Consider the following 18,736-nt stretch of genomic DNA (forward strand, 5'->3'; position numbering starts at 1 on the left):
GAAGCCACCGCGGGCCATCTGCGTCGCCATGGACCAGCCGCAGAACCTGAGGGGCGTCGATATTCGCGCCGAGATCGACCGCCTCCGCAAGGAGCGCAACGCGGTGATCCTGGCGCATTACTATCAGAAGCCAGAGATTCAGGACATTGCGGACTTTGTCGGCGACAGCCTCGACCTGAGCCGCAAGGCGCAGGCGACCGATGCCGACGTCATCGCCTTCTGCGGTGTGCGCTTCATGGCCGAGACGGCGAAGATCCTCTCGCCCCAGAAGACGGTGATCCTGCCCGATATGGACGCCGGTTGCAGCCTAGAGGACAGCTGCCCGCCCAAGCAGTTCGCGGCGTTTCGCAAGCAGCATCCCGATGCGATCGCGCTGACCTACATCAACTGTTCGGCGGCGGTGAAGGCGCTGTCGGACGTCATCGTCACTTCGTCGTCGGCGGAGAAGATCCTGTCGCAGATTCCCAAGGATCAGCCGATCATCTTCGGGCCGGACCGCAACCTTGGCGGGTATCTGGCGCGCAAGACCGGGCGTGACCTGATCCTGTGGCCGGGCGTGTGCATCGTTCACGAGGCGTTTAGCGAGACCGAACTGCTGAAGCTCAAGGCGCAGCATCCCGGCGCGCCCGTCGCCGCGCATCCCGAATGCCCGGCGGTGATCCTCGACCACGCCGATTATGTCGGGTCGACCAGTGGTATTCTCGCCTATGCCAATGATTTCACCGGTGACACGCTGATCGTCGCGACCGAGCCGCACATCATCCACCAGATGGAAAAGGCGCTGCCGAACAAGACGTTCATCGGTGCGCCGGGGGCGGACGGCAACTGCAACTGCAACATCTGCCCGTACATGGCGCTCAACACGATGGAGAAGCTGTACGTCGCGCTGCGCGATCTCCAGCCGCGGATCGAGATGGACGAGGATCTGCGCGTCAAGGCGAAGAAGAGCCTCGACGCGATGCTGGCGATGGCGAGCGGCACCGTCGGCCTGGGCGATCTTGGCCCGGCCAAGGTGACTGGGGACTGATCACCCGGAAGCGCCTCCCGGGCGGGGGCGCTTCCGTCTCCGCTCAGGCGGCGGCGCGGACCGCGTCGCAGATACGGTCCACCACCGCCTCGACCTGCGCCGCGTCGTCGCCCTCGGCCATCACGCGGATCACCGGCTCCGTTCCCGACGGGCGGATGACGAGCCGGCCGTTGCCCGACAGCTCGGCCTCCGCCGCGGCGATCGTGTCGCGCACCTGCGGCGCGTCGAGCGGCTTGCCGCCGCGGGCGTATTTCACGTTCTTGAGCAATTGCGGCAGCGGCTCGAAGCGGTGCAGCACCTCGCTGGCCGGCGCGCCGGCGCGCTGGACCTCGGCGAGGATCTGGAGCGCGGCGACGAGCCCGTCGCCGGTGGTGCCGTGATCCGACAGGATGATGTGCCCCGACTGTTCGCCGCCGACATTGTAGCCGCGCGTGCGCATCGCCTCGAGGACGTGACGATCACCGACCGCGGTGCGCACCAGGCCGAGCCCCTGCGCCGCCAGATGCCGCTCGAGCCCGAGGTTCGACATCACTGTCGCGACCAATCCGCCGCCGACCAAAGCGCCGCGCCTAGCATAGCCGGTGGCGATCGTTGCCATCAGCTGGTCGCCGTCGATCACGCGCCCCAGCTCGTCGACGACGATGAGGCGATCGGCGTCGCCGTCGAGCGCGATGCCAAGTGCTGCGCCGCTTGCCACCACCGTTTCGGACAGCACCTGCGGCGCGGTCGATCCGACGCGATCGTTGATGTTCTTGCCATTGGGCTCGACGCCGACCGCGACGACCTCCGCGCCCAGTTCCCATAGCGCCGACGGGGCGACCTGATACGCCGCACCGTTGGCGCAATCGACCACCACCTTCAGCCCGTCGAGCCGCGCGTCGGCGGGGAAGGTGGATTTGGCGAAGTGGATGTAGCGCCCGCGCGCATCCTCGACGCGGCGCGCGCGGCCGATGTCGGCGGCGGCGGCGAGCGGCACGTCGCCGTCGATCAGCGCCTCGATCGCCATCTCCGCCTCGTCCGACAGCTTGTAGCCGTCCGGGCCGAACAGCTTCAGTCCGTTGTCGGCATAAGGATTGTGGCTGGCAGAGATCATCACGCCGATATCGGCGCGCATCGACTGCGTCAGCATCGCCACCGCCGGCGTCGGCAGCGGGCCGAGCAGCACCACGTCCATGCCCACCGCCGTGAACCCGGCGACGAGCGCATTCTCGAGCATATAGCCCGAGAGGCGGGTATCCTTGCCGATCACCACGCGGTGGCGGTGATCGCCGCGCACGAAATAGGCGCCCGCCGCCATGCCGACCTTCATCGCCATCTCCGCCGTCATCGGCGAGATGTTGGTGAGACCCCGGATGCCATCGGTGCCGAAATACTTGCGTGCCACTCGAACCTCCACGTCGTGCCGCGCCGGCGTGGGCGAACCCATCCGCTGCGGCTTCGCGAGGAACGCGCCGCGCGATCGTTCGGCGCTTCCCCCTTGCCGCGGCATCCACCGTGCCGCAGAACCTTGTGCGATAAGCTCTTGCCGAACGGTGGACGCCGGAACAAGCCCGCCGCCACGCCACGATCGAAAGCCGTCATGTCGCAATCCACCCGTATTCTCTTCGCGCTGGTCGCGGGTCTCGTCGCCGGCGTGATGCTGGGCGGGTTTGCCCCTGCGGCCGTCAATCCCGTTACCGGCGTCGCGCAGCCGATCGGCCAGGCGTGGCTCAACGCCCTGCAGATGACGATCGTGCCGCTCGTCTTCTCGCTGCTGGTGACCGGGGTCGCCGCGACCGCCGAGGCGGCGCAGGCGGGGCGGCTCGCGGGGCGCTCGGTCGGGCTCTACCTCGTCGTCATGGCTTCCTCGGCAGTTCTTGCCGCGCTGCTGACGCCGCTGTTCCTCGAGCTTGCCCCACTGCCCGGCGAGTCCGCCGCGGCGCTGCGCAATGCGCTGACCGGTGTCGGTCCCAATCCGGCGATCCCGCCGCTGGGCGAGTTCTTGGCCGCGATCGTGCCGAGCAACATCGTCAAGGCGACCGCAGAGAGCGCTTTCCTGTCGATGATCATCTTCGCGCTGATCTTTGCTTTCGCCCTGATGCGGATCGAGGCCGAGCTTCGCAACCTGCTAATCCGCTTCTTCACCGCGGTGCGCGACACGATGCTGGTGGTGATCGGCTGGGTGCTTTGGGTTGGACCCGTCGGCGTCTTCGCGCTGGCGCTGGTGGTTGGCGCGCGCGCAGGTGGCGGGGCGTTCCACGCGCTGGTCCATTATATCCTGACGGTCGCGGCCGTCGGCGTGGTGGTGACGCTGCTCGCCTATCCGATGGCGATGCTCGGCGGCCGCGTCTCGCTCGCCGCCTTCTCACGTGCGGCGCTGCCGAGCCAGGCGGTTGCGGTGTCGACCCAGTCCTCACTCGCCTCGCTGCCGGCGATGCTGGCGGGCGCGCGGACGCTCGGCGCGCCGGTGGCGACCGCCGGCGTGACGCTGCCGCTCGCGGTCGCGCTGCTGCGCGCGACGGGCCCGGCGATGAACTTCGCGGTGGCGATCTACGTCGCGCACTGGTTTGGCGTGCCGCTGTCGCCGGGCACGCTCGCCGTCGGCACGGTGGTGGCGATGCTGACCTCGCTCGGCGCGGTGAGCCTGCCCGGAACGGTGAGCTACGTCAGCTCGATCGCGCCGGTGTGTGCGGCGATCGGCGCACCAGCCGCGCCGCTCGGGCTGCTGGTGGCGGTGGAAACATTGCCCGACATCGTGCGTACGCTGGGCAACGTGATGTGGGACCTCGCCACCACCATGACGCTGGCGCGCGGCGAGACTGGCCGGCGTGACGAGGCCGACGTGATGCTGGAGGACATGGCATGAAATACCGCGAACTGGGCGACGGGCTGGTGGTGTCGGCGATCGGCATCGGCTGCATGCCGATGGCGAGCAAGGAGGGCGGCCGTATCAACTACGGCACCGCCGACGACGCGGAGAGTATCGCGACGATCCACCGTGCAATCGATCTTGGCGTCACCTTCTTCGATACCGCCGAGATCTATGGCCCGCTGTTCAACGAAGAGCTGCTCGGCCGCGCGATCAAGGGCAGGCGCGACGGGGTGGTGATCGCCACTAAGTTCGGCTTCATCGGACCCGATGGCAGCTTCGGGATCAATTCTCAGCCGGCAAACATCCGCCGCGCGTGCGAGGGATCGCTCCAGCGGCTCGGGATCGACACGATCGACCTCTATTATCAGCACCGCGTCGATCCCAACGTGCCGATCGAGGACGTCGTGGGGACGCTCGCCGAGCTGAAAGCCGAAGGGAAGATCAAGCATATCGGCCTGTCCGAGGCGGGGGCGGGGACGATCCGCCGCGCCGCCGCGGTGGCGCCGATCGCGGCGCTACAGAGCGAATATTCGCTGTGGGAGCGCGACGTGGAGGAGGAGATTCTGCCCGCGTGCCGCGAACTCGGTATCGGCTTCGTCCCCTACAGCCCACTCGGCCGCGGCTTCCTGACCGGGTCGATCACCTCGCGCGACCAGCTGGCGGAGGGCGACTATCGCCTCAACGACCCGCGCTACGCCGAAGGGAATTTCGATGCCAACATGGCAGCGGTTGAGGTGGTGAAGCGGATCGCCGACGCGCACGGTGTCAGCGCGGCGCAGGTCGCGCTCGCCTGGCTGCTCGCGCAGGATGCGCGCATCGTGCCGATCCCGGGATCGAAACGCCGCGCGACTACCGAGGATTCGGCCAAGGCGCCCGAGGTGACGCTGACCGAGGCCGATCTCGAAGCGCTGGACCGGGCGGCGCCGCGCGGCGGCACGGCGGGCCCGCGCTATCAGGGCGCGATGATGAAGATGGTCCGCCTCTGACGCGTCAGGCGCGCTTCAGCGCCCAGCGAAGAACGCTGCTCATGCCGCGCGCGCCGAGCCGGATCGCCGGCCGGCCGAACGCCGAAGGCGTACGGCAGTGGAGCGCCGCGGCCCAGGGCGGAAGCAAATCGATTCCCGCCGGTGCGACGAGCGACAGCGCCGCGTTCGTCACCGCATCGGGGCCGGGCGCGAGCAGCGCGGCGGCGACGTCGCGGGTGCGATCGTCGAAGCGCAGTTCGGAACGGACGGCGCGGTAATAGGCCTCTACCTCGCGCCGCGTTTCGGGGACGACGATCGCGCCTAGGCGCCGCGCGATCGTCGCGACCTCGCGCAGGTAGCGATCTTGCATCGCGGCGGGGAAGCCGGGATCGCCGTAGCGGACATAGGCGCGCAGGAAGCTGTCGACCTCGGCGACGTGGACCCACGTAAGCAGCGCGGGATCGTTCGCGTCATAAGGCGTGCCATCAGGCAGTATGCCCGACACGTGATCGTGGATCGCGCGAACCTTGCCGATCAGGCGGTCGGCAGCGGCGGCGCTGCCGAAGGTGGTGACGCTGATGAATTGCGCGGTGCGGCGCAGCCGACCGAGGCGATCGCGCCGGAAATCGCTGTGGTCCCATACCCCGGCGAGGGCGCGGGGATGCAGCATCTGGAGTAGCAGCGCCGAGACGCCGCCGATCATCATCGCGCTGAAATCGGCGTGGACGCGCCACGCCGCCGATGCCGGCCCGAACAGCCCGTCGTCGCCGGGCGGCCGCGTAAGATCAATCTCACCAGAACCGACGAGCGCACGGATGCGCCCGCCGAGCTCTGCGCGAAGGTCGGGCAGCATCAGCGCTGCCCGCCGCGTGCTTATTCTCCCTCGGCCGCCGATGCGACGGCCGGGGCCGACTTGCGACCGCGCTTAGTGATGCTTGCCTCCGCCGGGGCGGCTTCCGCGCCCTTGCGCGACATGCCGGGCTTGCGGCCCAGACCGATCTTCTTCGCCATCGCGCGGCGCGCTTCCGAATAGGTTTCGGCGACCATCGGATAATCCGCCTTGAGGCCGTAGCGCTGACGATATTCGGCCGGGCTGAGCCCGTGGCCGGCAAGGTGACGGCGCAGCGTCTTGTAAGGCTTGCCGTCGATCATCGAGATGATGTGATCCTTCGACGCGAGTGACTTGCGCACCGAGACTGCCGGCGCGTAATCGCCCGTCGGTTCTTCGGTGTTAGCCGGTTCGCTGCCGCTTGCCAGCTGCGTCACCGCGTCGTGCATCTTCTGCAGGAAACTCGGGACTTCGTCACCCGAAGCGCGCGTGTTGGGATTCGACAGCCAAGCGATGGTGAGTTCGGTGGCGAGTTCGACGGCGTTAGTGTCCATTGTGTCCTCAGTCATGCGACGATCCTTTTCTATTTTTGTTTTTCTTTATCAGCGCTAGCATCATCGTCAACCGTTCGACTTGATTGATGTTCATCAAGGAGATGAAAAACGGATTTTTTGATCTGTCAGATCAGCAAAGTCGTTGAAACTGCGCCGTATCTCGATGCGGCAAAGCGTTGGTTAACTTAAACATCATTGTTGCGTGTCCGTGCGTGCCAACTCGCTTATCGCGAAACAACGGGCTACGGCATGCGTAATGAAACAATCCAGCGCCTCTTATCGTGTTTCGGCGGGCCACGCGTTCGCCATCGCGGCGACGGGTATCGGGCTGTTCTCGATCATGGACGCGGTGATGAAGGGGCTGGTGCTGGCGATCGGCGTCTACAACACGATGCTGTGGCGATCGATCGCCAATGTCGCGCTCGGCGGCATCGCGTGGGGCATCGCCGGTTATCGGATGCCCTCGCGCCGCGCGATGCTGCTGCACATCACCCGCGGGTTCGTCACCTGCGCGATGGCGCTGCTGTTCTTCTGGGGGCTGGCGCGCGTGCCGATGGCGCAGGCGATCGCGCTGTCGTACATCGCGCCGATCCTGGCGCTGCTGCTCGGCGCGTGGTGGCTGAAGGAGCGGATCACGCGCCGAGCGATCCTGGCGACGGGCGCGGCATGCGCGGGGATCGCGACGATCTTCGTCGGCCAGTCGCGCGCCGAGCCGGGGCCGGACGCGCTCGCCGGTGCGCTCGCGGTGCTCGCGTCGGCGATCCTCTACGCCGGCAATCTCATCCTCACGCGGCTGCAGTCGCTGGCGGCGCGACCGGCGGAAACGGCGTGCGTCCAATCGATCGTCATCCTGATCCTGCTGGGCTGTGCCGCGCCGTGGCTGGCGACGGTCCCGCCGCGCGACGCACTGCCTGCGCTGGCGCTGGCAGCGTGCCTCGCCTTCGTGTCGATGATGATGCTGTCCTGGGCCTATGCGCACGGCGAGGCGGGCTATCTGGCGATGACCGAGTACACGTCGTTCGTCTATGCCGCATTGCTCGGCTATCTGGTGTTCGGCGAGCGCGTCGCGCCCTATACGCTGGCCGGCGCGGCGCTGATCGTCGCGGCGTGCGTCTATGCGGCGCGGCGCCGCGATATCGCGGCGCAGACGCTGGAGCCCGTTGCATGAGCCTATCGATCCGACCCGCCGCCGCCGCCGATGTGGCGACGATCCTGCGCTTCATCCGCGAGCTCGCCGCCTATGAGCGCGAGCCCGATGCGGTCGAGACGACCGAGCCGATGCTGCACGCCGCGCTGTTCGGCGCCACCCCTGCGGCCGAGGCGATCGTCGCCGAGCGGGACGGCGTGCCGATCGGCTTCGCGCTATTCTTCCACACCTATTCGACCTGGACTGGGCGGCGCGGGCTCTGGCTGGAGGACCTGTACGTGACGCCTGAGGCACGCGGATCGGGGGCAGGCGGCAAGCTGCTCGCGGCGCTCGCGGCGCTGGCGCTCGATCGCGACTGTGCGCGATTCGAATGGTCGGTGCTCGACTGGAACACGCCCGCGATCGATTTCTATCGCGCGAAGGGCGCGTTGCCGCAGGACGAGTGGACGACGCAGCGGGTCACCGGCGCGGCGCTGCGCGCGCTGGCGGGGCGCGGTTGAGGATGGCGGGCTTCGTGACATCGGCGATCGTCGCTGAGGTTTTGTCGATGCGGCAGGTCGAGCGCCGGTTCGCAGTTCGCGGGCGTGCACGCTGATGGCGTGGGCGTGGCTGATCGTGGGCGGACTGTTCGAGGTGGGGTTCACGACCTGCCTTCGGCACGTCGACGGCTTTCGGCATCTCGGCTGGACGGCGGGGTTCCTCGCGTCGGTAACGCTGTCGATGGGGCTGCTCGAATATGCCTCGCGCTCGATCGCAATGGGCACCGCCTATGCCGTGTGGGGCGGGATCGGCGCGCTGGGCACGGTGCTGGTCGGGATCGCCTTCTACGGCGAGGCGGCGACGCCGCTACGGGTCGCGCTGATCCTGGGCGTCGTGCTGTGCATCGCGGGGCTGAAACTGACCGCGCACTGACCGCGGCCGATATCGGGATGGCCGATGGCGCAGCCGAGGCTTCGGTCGACACGGCAGCAAAAGGCGGTGCGACCGTTCAGAGCCGTAGCATGAGCCTTGCGATGGTCGACCAGGGCGCACCGCTCTTTGTTATATCACGATGCCGGCGGCTGCGGGCTGCTCGGCGACGATGAATGTCCGCCGCGTGCCCCTAGGAACAGCACGGTCTTGCAGCGGCGCCCGCCGGGCTGCGCTTGAAGTCTCCACCTTGCGCCGCCGCCCGGGTGGGAGCGGACGGCGCACGGTGGGTTGGCGCGGCTCAGCCGCGGCCGGGCACGTCGTGGTCGTGTGGCTCTTCGCCCTGCTTCTTGGCTTCGTTGTAGCGCTCGATCGCCTCAACCGTGATCTGCCGCGCTTCCTCCGCGCCACCCCACTTGCCGATGCGGACCCACTTCTTCTTCTCGAGATCCTTATAGTGGGTGAAGAAATGCTCGATCTGCTCGAACACGATCTCGGGCAGATCGTCCTTCTCACCGACCTTGGAATAATAAGGGAAGGTCTGGTCGACCGGCACGCAGACGAGCTTCTCGTCGCCGCCGGCCTCGTCCTCAAGGTTGAGCACCGCGATCGGGCGCGCGCGCACGACGCAGCCCGGGATGAACGGCGAGCGCGACACGACCAGCGCGTCGAGCGGATCGCCGTCGGGCGACAGCGTGTGCGGTACGAAGCCGTAGTTCGCCGGGTAACGCATCGGCGTGTGCAGGATGCGATCGACGAACAGCGCGCCCGACGCCTTGTCGAATTCATACTTCACCGGCTCGCCGCCAGTCGGCACTTCGATGATCACATTCAGGCTGTGCGGCGGGTTGTCACCCGTCGGTATCATGTCGATCCGCATGATGGTCCTTTATCCCCGTTTGATAAGTTGCATCGCGCCGCAGGTCAGCGCGGCGCAAGCAATCGGTCGAGACCGGCCTCTCCCGTGCCGATCTTCTCGAGCCGCGGGTAGCGCAGGCCACCGTGCCAGTCGAGCGCAACTTGCCGGTAACGCTCGCCGTTCTTGACCCACATCTGCACCGACGCCTTGCCGTCCTTTGCCGCGGCGATCGCACCTTTCAGGCGATCATCGGAATAGGCCATGCCATCGACCGAGACGATCGTCGTGCCGACCGTCAGCCCCGCGTCATAGGCGGGCGACCCCCAGGTGACCGACGTCACCTCATTGCCCGAACCGACGACGAACCCGCCCGAATAGGTGAGATCGGCGACCTTGCGCGTCTTCTCGCCGTGGCGGAACGACGGCGGCGCATCGGTGGTGTAGACAAGGCGATAGCCGTTGCGTTCCAGCCCCGAGAGCGGCGCGCCCTTGCCATTTTCGGTCAACCGCTGCGTCAGCAGCGTGCGCCAATCGTACGGCTGGATCGCGTTAAGCGTCGTGACGAGATCGTCGAACGTGTAGGTGAGATCGCCCCAGTCGCCGTCGCGCACCCCGAAAAAGGCACGGGCGAAATCGTCGATCGACTTGCGCCCACCCGACAGCGCGCGCAGCTGCGAGTCGACCTCGAGCCAGACGAGCATGCCCTCGCTGTAGTAATCCTCGCTGCGCTGCCAGCTCGACCAGCCCTTGGGCCGGCGCGCCGAGATGATCGGATCGTTGGTCGTGTCGAGGAGGTCGCGCCATTGCCGCGCGGGCTGGCTGTCGTAGAGCGCCGCGGTGGCGGCGAGCTGGTCGAGCGTATCGGCCTTCGACACCATCCCCGAGCGCGCCTGGAGGACATAGCCCCAGAATTGCGTTTGACCTTCGTATACCCACAGCAGCGAGTTGCGCATCGGCGTGCGGAAATCGGGCGTCCACGAATCGGCGCCGCGGCGGAACTTGCCGTTCCAGCTGTGCGAATATTCGTGCGGCAGCAGATTGCGCCGGCCGGGGCCGTCATCCCACTTGGTGAAATAGCCTGGCGTGACGCCGTTCTCGCTCGAGCGGTGATGCTCGAGCCCGATGCCGCCGAGATTGTCGCTGATCGACAGCAGGAAGGTGTATTTGTCGTAATGCTGGCTGCCGAACACCTTTACCGCCTGATCGACGAGCCGCTTGTGCGCATCGATCTGCGCCGGGGTGGCGGCGAGCTCGGCGGGCGTATCGGCGAAGACAGCGAGCGAGACGCGCTGGGTTAGCGGCCATGTCTTGGCGTAGCGGCCGGCGACGATCGGCGAATCGACCAGCGTCTCGTAATTGACGCGATCGTAGCTGTAGGTGCTGCCCGCGACCTTGGCGGGGATCGCGCCCGCCGCCGTCCAGCCGGCGGGATATTTCACCGTCATGCTGACCGGGATCTGCCGCGTGAACCAGCCGGCGGGATAGAGGCTGAGCGAATTGGGCTGGAGGCTGAGCAGCTCGGGCGTCATCGTGATGCGGCCCTGATCGCCCTTCGTCGCCGACAGGAACTGGAAGCTCGCCTCGATCTCGCGCGTGCCGGCGGGCACGTCGAGGTGGAAGGCGTAGACGTCGACCGGATCGCGCGTCCACGCGATCCGCCGCCCGCCGGCGGTGACGACGAGGCCGGCAAGCTTCTCGATCTGGCCGCGCGGGCCATGGTTGCCGGGCAGCCATTCGGGAAACAGCAGCACCATCGGGCCGGGCTTCGCCACGGGGATCGTCTCGGTGATGCGGAAGATCCCGCGCGTCACGTCAGTCGCGTCGATCGCGAGGCGGATCGTGCCGGGATAGGGCTGATCGACGGGATCGGGGATCGTGGCCGCAAAGGGCAGCGGCTGGGGCGCCGAATTGCCGCTGGGTACCTGGGCCGAAAGCGCGGCGGCGGAGGCGAGCAACAGGCCCGCGGTGAGGGGACGATACATCGCCGATGCGCTAGCGTGCCGGGCGGCGAAGCTCAATCGCCGGCCATCAATTGCCCAAGACATTGATCGTGAAAGCGAGCACGCCGAGGTTGAAGACGAAAGCGGCAAGGCAGTGGCCGATCACGACGCGGCGCATCGCGCGCGAGACGATCGCGACATCCGAGGTCTGGAACGTCATGCCGAGCGTGAAGGCGAAATAGATGAAGTCCCAGTAATCGGGCTCGTCGCCCTTCGCGCCGGGAAAGTCGAGGCCGCCCGCGTCGCCCGCATCACCAGGCGAGTAATAGAGGTGCGCGTAGTGCAGCGCGTAGGCGGAGTTCGAGAACAGCCAGGCGAGCGCGAGCGTGCCGATGACGAGCGCGGTGCCGAGCGGCGAGCCGCGCTGCGCGACCTCGTTGGCGACCGCGACGAGGATGACGAGCGTCACCAGCACCGTCAGCGCGAGCAATCCGGTGCGATTGGCATCGTTGCGCGCGGCGCGGCGGCGCATCGCAGCGCTGCGATCGTCGAGCAGCGGCGCGAGCGAGGCGAGGAAGCCGAGGCTAGCGACGTCGAAGCCGATCATCAACGCGCGGCCACCCGGCAGCCCCGCAGCGGCGGCTATCGTGGCGGTGAGGACTACGCCAAGCGCGAAGAGGATGAAGCGCGGCGGCGCGATCCGGTTGCCGAGGCGGAAGCGGCCGCGCGCGTTCGTCATCGGCAGGTGCTAGCGCGCGGCGCGGGGCGCGACTAGATGCGGCCGCGATGGCGCGTATCCAGACCCCCAATCGCGTGCGCGGCACGCAGGACATCCTCGGCAGCGAGGAGCGCCGCTTCGCGCGCGTGCTCGAGACGTTCGATCGCGTACGCCGGCTCTATTGCTTCCAGCGCGTTGAGATCCCGATGTTCGAGGCGACCGAGGTATTCGCGCGCTCGATCGGCGAGACGACCGACGTCGTGTCGAAGGAGATGTACACCTTTCCCGATCGCGGCGGGGATTCGCTGACGCTGCGGCCAGAGTTCACCGCGGGGATCGCGCGCGCGTATCTGACCGAGGGGTGGCAGCAATATGCGCCGCTCAAGCTCGCGACGAGCGGCGCGGTGTTCCGCTACGAGCGGCCGCAGAAGGGGCGGTATCGCCAGTTTCACCAGATCGATGCCGAGATTCTGGGGGCGCCCGAACCCGCGGCGGACGTCGAACTGCTGACGCTCGCCGACCAGCTGCTGCGCGAGCTGGGCATCGCCGACGGCGTGACGCTGCAGCTCAACACGCTGGGCGATGCCGAGACGCGCGATGCGTGGCGCGCGGCGCTGGTGGCGCATTTCGAGGCGCACCGCGAGGAATTGTCCGAGGACAGCCTGAAGCGGCTCGACAAGAATCCGATGCGCATCCTCGATTCGAAGGATCCGAAGGATCGTCCGATCGCCGACAGCGCGCCCGATATCGACGCGTATCTGACGCCCGAGGCGCGCGGGTTCTTCGACGCGGTGACCGCGGGGCTGGATGCCGCCGGAGTGCGCTGGCAACGCAACCCACGGCTGGTGCGCGGGCTCGACTATTATCGCCACACTGCGTTCGAATTCGTCACCGACCGGCTCGGCGCGCAGGGCACGGTGCTGGCCGGCGGGCGCTACGACGGACTGGTCGAGAGCTTGGGCGGGCCGGCGACGGCGGGCGTGGGCTGGGCGGCCGGGGTCGAGCGGCTGGCGATGCTGCTTGAGGAGGCAGGGGTAAGTGCCGAGCAAGTAAACGATGTGGCAGTCATTTCAGGTGGCCAAAATACTGACAGAGCAGTATGGGAAATCACGTATGCGCTGCGCCATAACGCGCAGGGAAAACATAATCGTCCGCTACTTAGCGTAGAAGCTTATGTTGGACGTGCTCGTAATAAGCTGTTTCAAAAAGCTCGACCAAAGTCATCTACGATGATTCTTGTGGACGAAGCGGAAAGCATAGACGGTAGCTTCGCAAAAATCCGATTCTCGACGGGTGCTTTTGGTGTCTCGGCATACAAAATTTTTGATGTTGTTGAAGCTCTCCGGGTTGCTGGCTTTGATGTTAAGATTCCTACTGACGCGCTCCCAACGTCAGATCAGAGGATGATAAGTCCATCTAACGAGTTGTTCATCTTGGGCAAGTCGTCCGGCGCATGACCGCCATTTCGCTCGACCGTATTCGGCAGATCGAGGCGCGGCGTGACGAGCTCGCGGCGCAGATGGCGACGGGCGATCTGCCCGGCGACCGCTTCGTCGCGGTGTCGAAGGAATATGCCGAGCTCGAACCCGTCGCGGCGGCGGCGGCGGAGGTGCGGCGGTTGCGGCAGGAGGCGGAGAGCCTCGCCTTCATGACCGAGGATGCCGACGCCGAGCTGCGTGCGATGGCGGCGGACGAGCTGCACGACAACAAGGCGGCGCTCGACGCGGCGGACCGGCGGCTCGCGCTTGCGCTGCTGCCGCGTGATGCCGCCGACGAGCGCTCGGCGATGCTCGAGCTGCGCGCCGGCACGGGCGGCGACGAGGCGGCGCTGTTCGCGGGCGACCTGTTCCGCATGTATCAGCGCTATGCCGAGGGGCAGGGCTGGCGCGTCGAGCTGATCTCCGCGTCGGAGAGCGACGCCGGCGGCTACAAGGAAGTCGTTGCCAGCGTCACCGGGCAGGGGGTGTTCGCCAGGCTGAAGTTCGAGAGCGGCGTCCACCGCGTGCAGCGCGTGCCAGTGACGGAGAGCGGCGGGCGCATCCACACCTCCGCCGCGACGGTCGCGGTGCTGCCCGAGGCCGAGGACGTCGACGTGCAGATCGACGACAAGGATCTGCGCATCGACATCTATCGCTCCTCCGGCCCCGGCGGCCAGTCGGTCAACACCACCGACAGCGCGGTGCGGATCGTCCATATCCCCACCGGACTGACGGTGATCCAGCAGGACGAGAAATCGCAGCACAAGAACAAGGCCAAGGCGCTGAAGGTGCTGCGTACGCGTCTCTACGAAATGGAGCGCGAGCGGCTGCACGCCGAGCGGGCCGGCGCGCGCAAGTCGATGGTCGGCAGCGGCGATCGTTCCGAACGCATCCGGACGTACAATTTCCCGCAGGGGCGCGTCACCGATCACCGCATCAACCTGACGCTGCACCGCCTGCCCGAGATCCTGCAGGGCGACATGGCCGAGCTGATCGGCGCGCTGATCGCGCAGGACGAGGCGGAGCGGCTGGCGAGCCTGAGTGAGTGAGGCGGGCGGCGCGCGCGCGGCGCTGAACGCGGCGGCGGCGCGCTTCGCCTTCTCCCCCACCGCGCGGCTCGATGCCGAGCTGTTGCTCGCGCATGCGCTGGGCATCACGCGCGAGCGGCTGCTGCTGACACTTGGCGACGTCGTGCCACCGCCGGGATTCGCCGCGCTGGTCGAGCGGCGCGCGCGGCACGAGCCGGTCGCCTATATCACCGGCACGCGCGCCTTCTGGACGATTGATCTCGACGTCGCGCCTGGCGTGTTGATTCCGCGGCCGGACAGCGAAACGCTGATCGAGGCGGCGGTGGAGCATTTCGCGGGCACGCCCGGCCCGCGCACGATTCTCGACCTCGGTACGGGATCGGGCGCGCTGCTGCTCGCTGCGCTCGATCAATGGCCCCACGCGAGCGGCGTGGGCATCGACGCCTCGGCGATGGCGATCGCAGTGGCGGCGCGCAACGCGGCGCGGCTCGCGCCTGGGCGGGCGACGATCGCGTCGGGCGATTGGACGGGGACGGGCGCGGCGTTCGATCTCGTCCTGTGCAATCCGCCCTATGTCGCGGCGGCGGCGGCGCTGCCGCACGAGGTGGCCGACTACGAGCCCGCGAGCGCGTTGTTCGCCGGGGCCGACGGCCTCGACGATTATCGCCGGCTGGCCGTCACGTTGGGGCCGCAGATCGCGCCTGGGGGCGTTGCGTGTGTCGAGATTGGTGCCGACCAGGGCCAGTCCGCGCCGCCGCTGTTTCGTGCCGAAGGCCTGACAGTGACCGTCCGCCGTGATCTTGCCGGGCGCGACCGTTGCCTAGTCATCACGCCTTGAAACGACACGACCGCGCCACAATATTTCTCTTTGAGAAACAGCCGTCGCTCGTTATGGCAGCGGCAGGGGCACGCAAAATCAACACTGTTGGTTGAATTTTGGGCGGGTTGCCCTCCCTTCGTCATCAGCCGCTGCAGTCCGGCGGCCGGGACAGGCTCTGGCAGAGGCATGCCGTCGCATGATCTCTACTGGGCCGGGGAATGTTGCACCGACGATCCCGGGAGCATGGCCGGTTTTGGTTTGAGGACGAGGACAGTAATTTGATCAACAACCGTCAGAACGGTCGCCGTCGCGGCCGTGGTGGGCAGCGGCCGCAGGGTGGCAGCAGCCAGGGACAGCGTGACAACGGCAATCGGATCGACAGCCGCGCGCGCGGCAACGCCAGCCAATTGTACGAGAAGTACAAGAACATGGCCTCGGATGCGCAGCGCCAGGGCGATCGGGTTAACACCGAATATTATCTGCAGTTCGCCGACCATTATTTTCGCGTCCTCGCCGACCAGCGTGGGCGCTACGAAGATCAGCAGCCGCGCCGCCAGCAGAACGATTTCGACGGCGACGACGATTATGGCGACGAGGGTGAGCCGATCCGCGCCTACGAGCAGGGCCGTGGCGGCGACGAGCGTGGCGAGCGCGACGGCAACCGTGGCGACGGCAATCGTGCGGAAGGGCGCGGCGAGAACCGCCAGCAGGAAGGGCGCCAGTCGGAAGCGCGCCAGTTCGACGGCGGTCGCACATACGACGGATCGCGGCAGCGCGATGGTAGCCGGCAAGATAGCGGGCGCCCGGACGGCGGGCGGCAGTTCGATCGTCAGCGCCCGGCCGATGGCAATCGCCAGCGCGACGACAATCGCCAGGCCGATGCCGGTCGGGAGCGGCAGGCGCGCTACGGCGATGGCGACGATGGCGAGCAGCGGGTTGCACCGCCTGCGCGTCGCTTCGCCACACCGCGTGGTGACGAGGGCCGTCGCGACGAGCGCGTGATGGGCGAAGAGGGCGGCATCGAGGGTGCGGCACAGAGCCGGGAGGCCGAATTGCAGGTGCACGGCGGCAATGTTGCGGTCGCAGAGGAAGCGGCGCCCAAGCGGCGCGGCCGCCCGCGCAAGATTGTGGCGCCCGAACAGCAGCTTGGGCTCGACACCAGTGTCCTGCCGCCGTCGATTGGTACGTCCGAGCCGGCGGCAGCGGGCGATGCGGCGGATACGCCGGCTGCTCCCAAGCCGCGGCGGCGCCGTACGCCGGCCAGCGCGCCGGAAACGAGCCCAGAGACCAGCACGGTTAGCTGAGCGCCAGGCAGGTGAATGGTTGAAGAGGGGTCGGTTCCGCGAGAAGCCGGCCCTTCTCGTATCCGTGTCACGATCACAGATCGCGGGGATCGATCGCCTCGTCATGCCCGGTGCCGGACGACAGAAATGTCAGCCCCATCAGCGCGCCGGCCATCAGCACCGATCCCGTCACCCCGCCGATCATCGCCAGCGTCGCGACCCAGCCGAGCGCGCCATAGGCCTCCCCGACCAGCCACACCGCGAGCAGCGAGGCGACGAGGCCGATCGCGCCGGACCAGCCGAGCAGGCGACGGAAGCGCCGCCAGGCGAAGCGCGCATATTCGGGATCGTCGAGCCGGCTCATGCTTCCCATCTGGCGGCAAAGCGCGCACACTTCCAGTCGCGCGACTGCCCGGGCCGTGTGGCGCCTAAGCGATCGCACGACGATCCGGGGGGCGGAACGAGAGGAGTGAGGCCATGACCATCGCGGCGATCCTTCGCACCAAGGGGCACGACATCGTATCGGTATCGCCCGACGAGACCGTTCGCGGCGCGATTGCGCTGCTCGCGTCGCGGCGGATCGGCGCGGTGCCGGTGATCGAGGGGGACGCCGTTAGCGGCGTCTTCTCCGAACGCGACGTGATCTACTGTCTGAAGGACGGCGACACGGCGGTGCTCGACCGGGCGGTACGCGACGTCATGACCGCGCCGGCGCTGACCGTGTCGCCCGACGATTCGGTGATCGGCGCGCTATCGCTGATGACGCGGCGGCGGATCCGGCATTTGCCCGTGGTGGACGGTGGGCGGATGGTCGGGGTCGTCTCGATCGGCGATCTCGTCAAGCATCGCATCGACCGGATCGAGGCCGACGCTGCAGCGATGCGCGACTATATCCAGCAGGCGTGACGCCGATCAGCGGTTGCGGATCAGCGCGAGCGTGTGGCGCACGGTCGGGCGCGCGAAGGTAACGAGCCAGGCGGCGTAGGTGACAGCGCCGATCGACCCCAGCAGCGCGAGGCGCGGCGCGGGCGGCAGCACGATCGCGCGGTCGACGAGCGTGACGACGGCGGCCATTGCGATCGCGGCGAGCAGCGCCGGGACGGTGGCGGCCGCGACGTCGGCGAGCCGCGCCCCGATGACGGGCAGCGATCGCCAGCAGCTGATCGCGAGATAGATCGGATAGCCCGCGATCCACGCCGACGCGATGCCGCTTGCGCCCCAATGCACGCCGACGAGAAACGCAAGGCCGAGCACCAGCGCACCGGTCGCGCCGTTGCGCACCCCGATGCCGGGGCGACCGAGCGCGTCGCACGCCGGCGAGAAAAGCACCTGCAGCGTCATGAACGGCATGGCGAGCGCGAGCAGCCGGACGATCGGTATCGCTGCGGCCCACTTCTCCCCCAGCATCGTCAGCACCAGCGGCTCGGCGGTCGCGGCCAGCCCGAGGTAGAAGGGCAGCGCGGCGAGCATGACGATGCGCACGCCGGTGACAAAGGCTGCCGCGGTCGCGGCGCGATCGTGCTGGATCCGCGCGTAGGCGGAAAAGGCGACTTCGTTGAGCGGGGGCACGAACTTGGACACGAAGATCTGCGCAAGGAACAGGCTGGTCGTGTAGATGCCGAGCTCGTGAACGGTAAAGTAGCGCCCGGCGACGAACACGTCGATCTGGCTCTGCAGGAACCAGAACAATTGCCCCGCCGCCATCATACCGCCGAACCGCGCCAGCGCGCCCGCGCCGCGGAAATCGAACGACGGCCACATCAGCGACCGGGCCGCGATCGTCATGCCGATCGCGCGCGTCGCGAACAGCGCGATCGGCGCGATGACAAGCGTCCACACGCCCCAGCCGGCGAAGGCGCCGGTGAGCGCGGTGGATGCGCCGGCAAGCGAGGCGAGGATGTTGACGCGCGCCTGCAGCCGGAAATCCATCTGCCGGCTGAGCAGCGCTTGCGACAGCGCGATGAACGGCGTGCCGAAATAGATCAGTGCCTGCACCCGCAGCAGGTGGGCGACCGTTGGCTGGCGATAATAGGCTGCGGCGAGCGGCGCGATCGCGAGCTGCGCGAGGGCGAGGGCGAGATTGACGACGATCAGCATCCCGAACAGCTGCCGAACCTGCCGCTCGCTCACCTGCTGCTGCTGCACGAGGCCGCTCGCCAGCCCGTAGCCGTTGAGCATGTTGAGAAACGCCATCACGACGCCGCTCATGGCGAACAGGCCGTAGTCGCTCGGCGAGAGGATGCGGATCACGATGAAGGTGGCGGCCCACTGGACCATTTGTGCGGTGATTTGGCTTCCTGATCGCCAGATGACGGCGTTGCGCACTTG

The 18,736-nt window shown here is 67.7% G+C and carries 19 protein-coding genes; 11 read left to right on the forward strand and 8 right to left on the reverse strand.

The window, feature by feature from the left end:
• The first annotated feature begins 28 nt into the window (after positions 1-28).
• Complete coding sequence (nadA, locus tag B7L05_RS01235; protein ID WP_085808381.1) at positions 29-1,027, forward strand: quinolinate synthase NadA; 999 nt, start codon at positions 29-31, stop codon at positions 1,025-1,027.
• A gap of 43 nt (positions 1,028-1,070) precedes the next feature.
• On the opposite strand, the gene glmM is transcribed toward nadA, so the two are convergent.
• Positions 1,071-2,411, reverse strand: coding sequence for a phosphoglucosamine mutase (gene glmM, locus B7L05_RS01240; RefSeq protein WP_085808433.1), 1,341 nt, complete (start codon positions 2,409-2,411; stop codon positions 1,071-1,073).
• 195 nt (positions 2,412-2,606) lie between these two features.
• Here glmM and B7L05_RS01245 point away from each other — a divergent pair, with 195 nt between their 5' ends.
• Positions 2,607-3,872 (forward strand): dicarboxylate/amino acid:cation symporter, encoded by a 1,266-nt coding sequence (locus tag B7L05_RS01245; protein ID WP_085808382.1) that lies wholly within the window; start codon positions 2,607-2,609, stop codon positions 3,870-3,872.
• A complete protein-coding gene (locus B7L05_RS01250; RefSeq protein ID WP_085808383.1) occupies positions 3,869-4,864 on the forward strand; it encodes an aldo/keto reductase in 996 nt (331 codons plus the stop codon). Before B7L05_RS01245 ends, B7L05_RS01250 begins: the two co-directional genes overlap by 4 nt.
• 4 nt (positions 4,865-4,868) lie before the next feature.
• Here the strand turns inward: B7L05_RS01250 and B7L05_RS01255 are convergent, their stop codons facing one another.
• Positions 4,869-5,696 carry an oxygenase MpaB family protein gene (locus B7L05_RS01255; protein WP_144037063.1) on the reverse strand — a complete coding sequence of 276 codons (828 nt, stop codon included), beginning with the start codon at positions 5,694-5,696 and terminating at the stop codon, positions 4,869-4,871.
• A 20-nt stretch (positions 5,697-5,716) separates the two neighbouring features.
• Positions 5,717-6,241, reverse strand: coding sequence for a MucR family transcriptional regulator (locus B7L05_RS01260; RefSeq protein WP_085808384.1), 525 nt, complete (start codon positions 6,239-6,241; stop codon positions 5,717-5,719).
• A 241-nt stretch (positions 6,242-6,482) separates the two neighbouring features.
• Here B7L05_RS01260 and B7L05_RS01265 point away from each other — a divergent pair, with 241 nt between their 5' ends.
• The 3 genes from B7L05_RS01265 to B7L05_RS01275 all read left to right on the forward strand — a co-directional run bounded on the left by B7L05_RS01265 (position 6,483) and on the right by B7L05_RS01275 (position 8,285).
• Positions 6,483-7,394 (forward strand): DMT family transporter, encoded by a 912-nt coding sequence (locus tag B7L05_RS01265; protein WP_085808385.1) that lies wholly within the window; start codon positions 6,483-6,485, stop codon positions 7,392-7,394.
• Complete coding sequence (locus tag B7L05_RS01270; RefSeq protein WP_085808386.1) at positions 7,391-7,873, forward strand: GNAT family N-acetyltransferase; 483 nt, start codon at positions 7,391-7,393, stop codon at positions 7,871-7,873. Before B7L05_RS01265 ends, B7L05_RS01270 begins: the two co-directional genes overlap by 4 nt.
• Before the next feature lie 94 nt (positions 7,874-7,967).
• The gene (locus B7L05_RS01275) at positions 7,968-8,285 is read left to right on the forward strand and encodes a multidrug efflux SMR transporter (RefSeq protein WP_085808387.1); all 318 of its coding nucleotides are present in this window, start codon (positions 7,968-7,970) and stop codon (positions 8,283-8,285) included.
• 298 nt (positions 8,286-8,583) lie between these two features.
• Here the strand turns inward: B7L05_RS01275 and ppa are convergent, their stop codons facing one another.
• Genes ppa through B7L05_RS01290 form a run of 3 tightly spaced genes read right to left on the reverse strand, consistent with a single transcriptional unit; the run spans position 8,584 to position 11,820 of the window.
• Positions 8,584-9,162, reverse strand: a complete 579-nt coding sequence (ppa, locus tag B7L05_RS01280) for an inorganic diphosphatase (RefSeq protein WP_085808388.1) — start codon at positions 9,160-9,162, stop codon at positions 8,584-8,586.
• Between the two features lie 44 nt (positions 9,163-9,206).
• Positions 9,207-11,123 carry a M61 family metallopeptidase gene (locus tag B7L05_RS01285; RefSeq protein WP_085808389.1) on the reverse strand — a complete coding sequence of 639 codons (1,917 nt, stop codon included), beginning with the start codon at positions 11,121-11,123 and terminating at the stop codon, positions 9,207-9,209.
• Positions 11,124-11,169: 46 nt separating this feature from the next.
• Entirely contained in the window at positions 11,170-11,820 is a 651-nt protein-coding gene (locus tag B7L05_RS01290; RefSeq protein WP_085808390.1) for a DUF1345 domain-containing protein, read from the reverse strand.
• Positions 11,821-11,867: 47 nt separating this feature from the next.
• Between B7L05_RS01290 and hisS the strand changes: the two genes are divergently transcribed.
• The 4 genes from hisS (at position 11,868) to B7L05_RS01310 (ending at position 16,429) form a co-directional block, all read left to right on the forward strand.
• Positions 11,868-13,256 (forward strand): histidine--tRNA ligase, encoded by a 1,389-nt coding sequence (gene hisS / locus B7L05_RS01295; protein WP_256926554.1) that lies wholly within the window; start codon positions 11,868-11,870, stop codon positions 13,254-13,256.
• Positions 13,253-14,326 carry a peptide chain release factor 1 gene (prfA, locus tag B7L05_RS01300; RefSeq protein WP_085808391.1) on the forward strand — a complete coding sequence of 358 codons (1,074 nt, stop codon included), beginning with the start codon at positions 13,253-13,255 and terminating at the stop codon, positions 14,324-14,326. The genes hisS and prfA overlap by 4 nt, the downstream gene beginning before the upstream one ends.
• On the forward strand, positions 14,319-15,143 hold the full coding sequence (gene prmC / locus B7L05_RS01305) for a peptide chain release factor N(5)-glutamine methyltransferase (protein WP_085808392.1): 825 nt from the start codon (positions 14,319-14,321) through the stop codon (positions 15,141-15,143). Before prfA ends, prmC begins: the two co-directional genes overlap by 8 nt.
• 260 nt (positions 15,144-15,403) lie before the next feature.
• A complete protein-coding gene (locus tag B7L05_RS01310) occupies positions 15,404-16,429 on the forward strand; it encodes a DUF4167 domain-containing protein (RefSeq protein ID WP_085808393.1) in 1,026 nt (341 codons plus the stop codon).
• A gap of 73 nt (positions 16,430-16,502) precedes the next feature.
• Here B7L05_RS01310 and B7L05_RS01315 read toward each other — a convergent pair whose 3' ends face one another.
• On the reverse strand, positions 16,503-16,772 hold the full coding sequence (locus tag B7L05_RS01315; protein ID WP_307718242.1) for a hypothetical protein: 270 nt from the start codon (positions 16,770-16,772) through the stop codon (positions 16,503-16,505).
• 113 nt (positions 16,773-16,885) lie between these two features.
• On the opposite strand from B7L05_RS01315, the gene B7L05_RS01320 reads away from it, so the two are divergent.
• Entirely contained in the window at positions 16,886-17,314 is a 429-nt protein-coding gene (locus B7L05_RS01320; RefSeq protein ID WP_085808395.1) for a CBS domain-containing protein, read from the forward strand.
• Positions 17,315-17,320: 6 nt separating this feature from the next.
• Here B7L05_RS01320 and B7L05_RS01325 read toward each other — a convergent pair.
• Positions 17,321-18,736, reverse strand: a 1,416-nt coding sequence (locus B7L05_RS01325; RefSeq protein WP_256926555.1) for a lipopolysaccharide biosynthesis protein, incomplete at its 5' end; no start/stop codon positions are given.

It is taken from the genome of Sphingomonas sp. TZW2008, from assembly GCF_002117915.1.
Taxonomy (GTDB): Bacteria; Pseudomonadota; Alphaproteobacteria; order Sphingomonadales; family Sphingomonadaceae; genus Sphingomonas.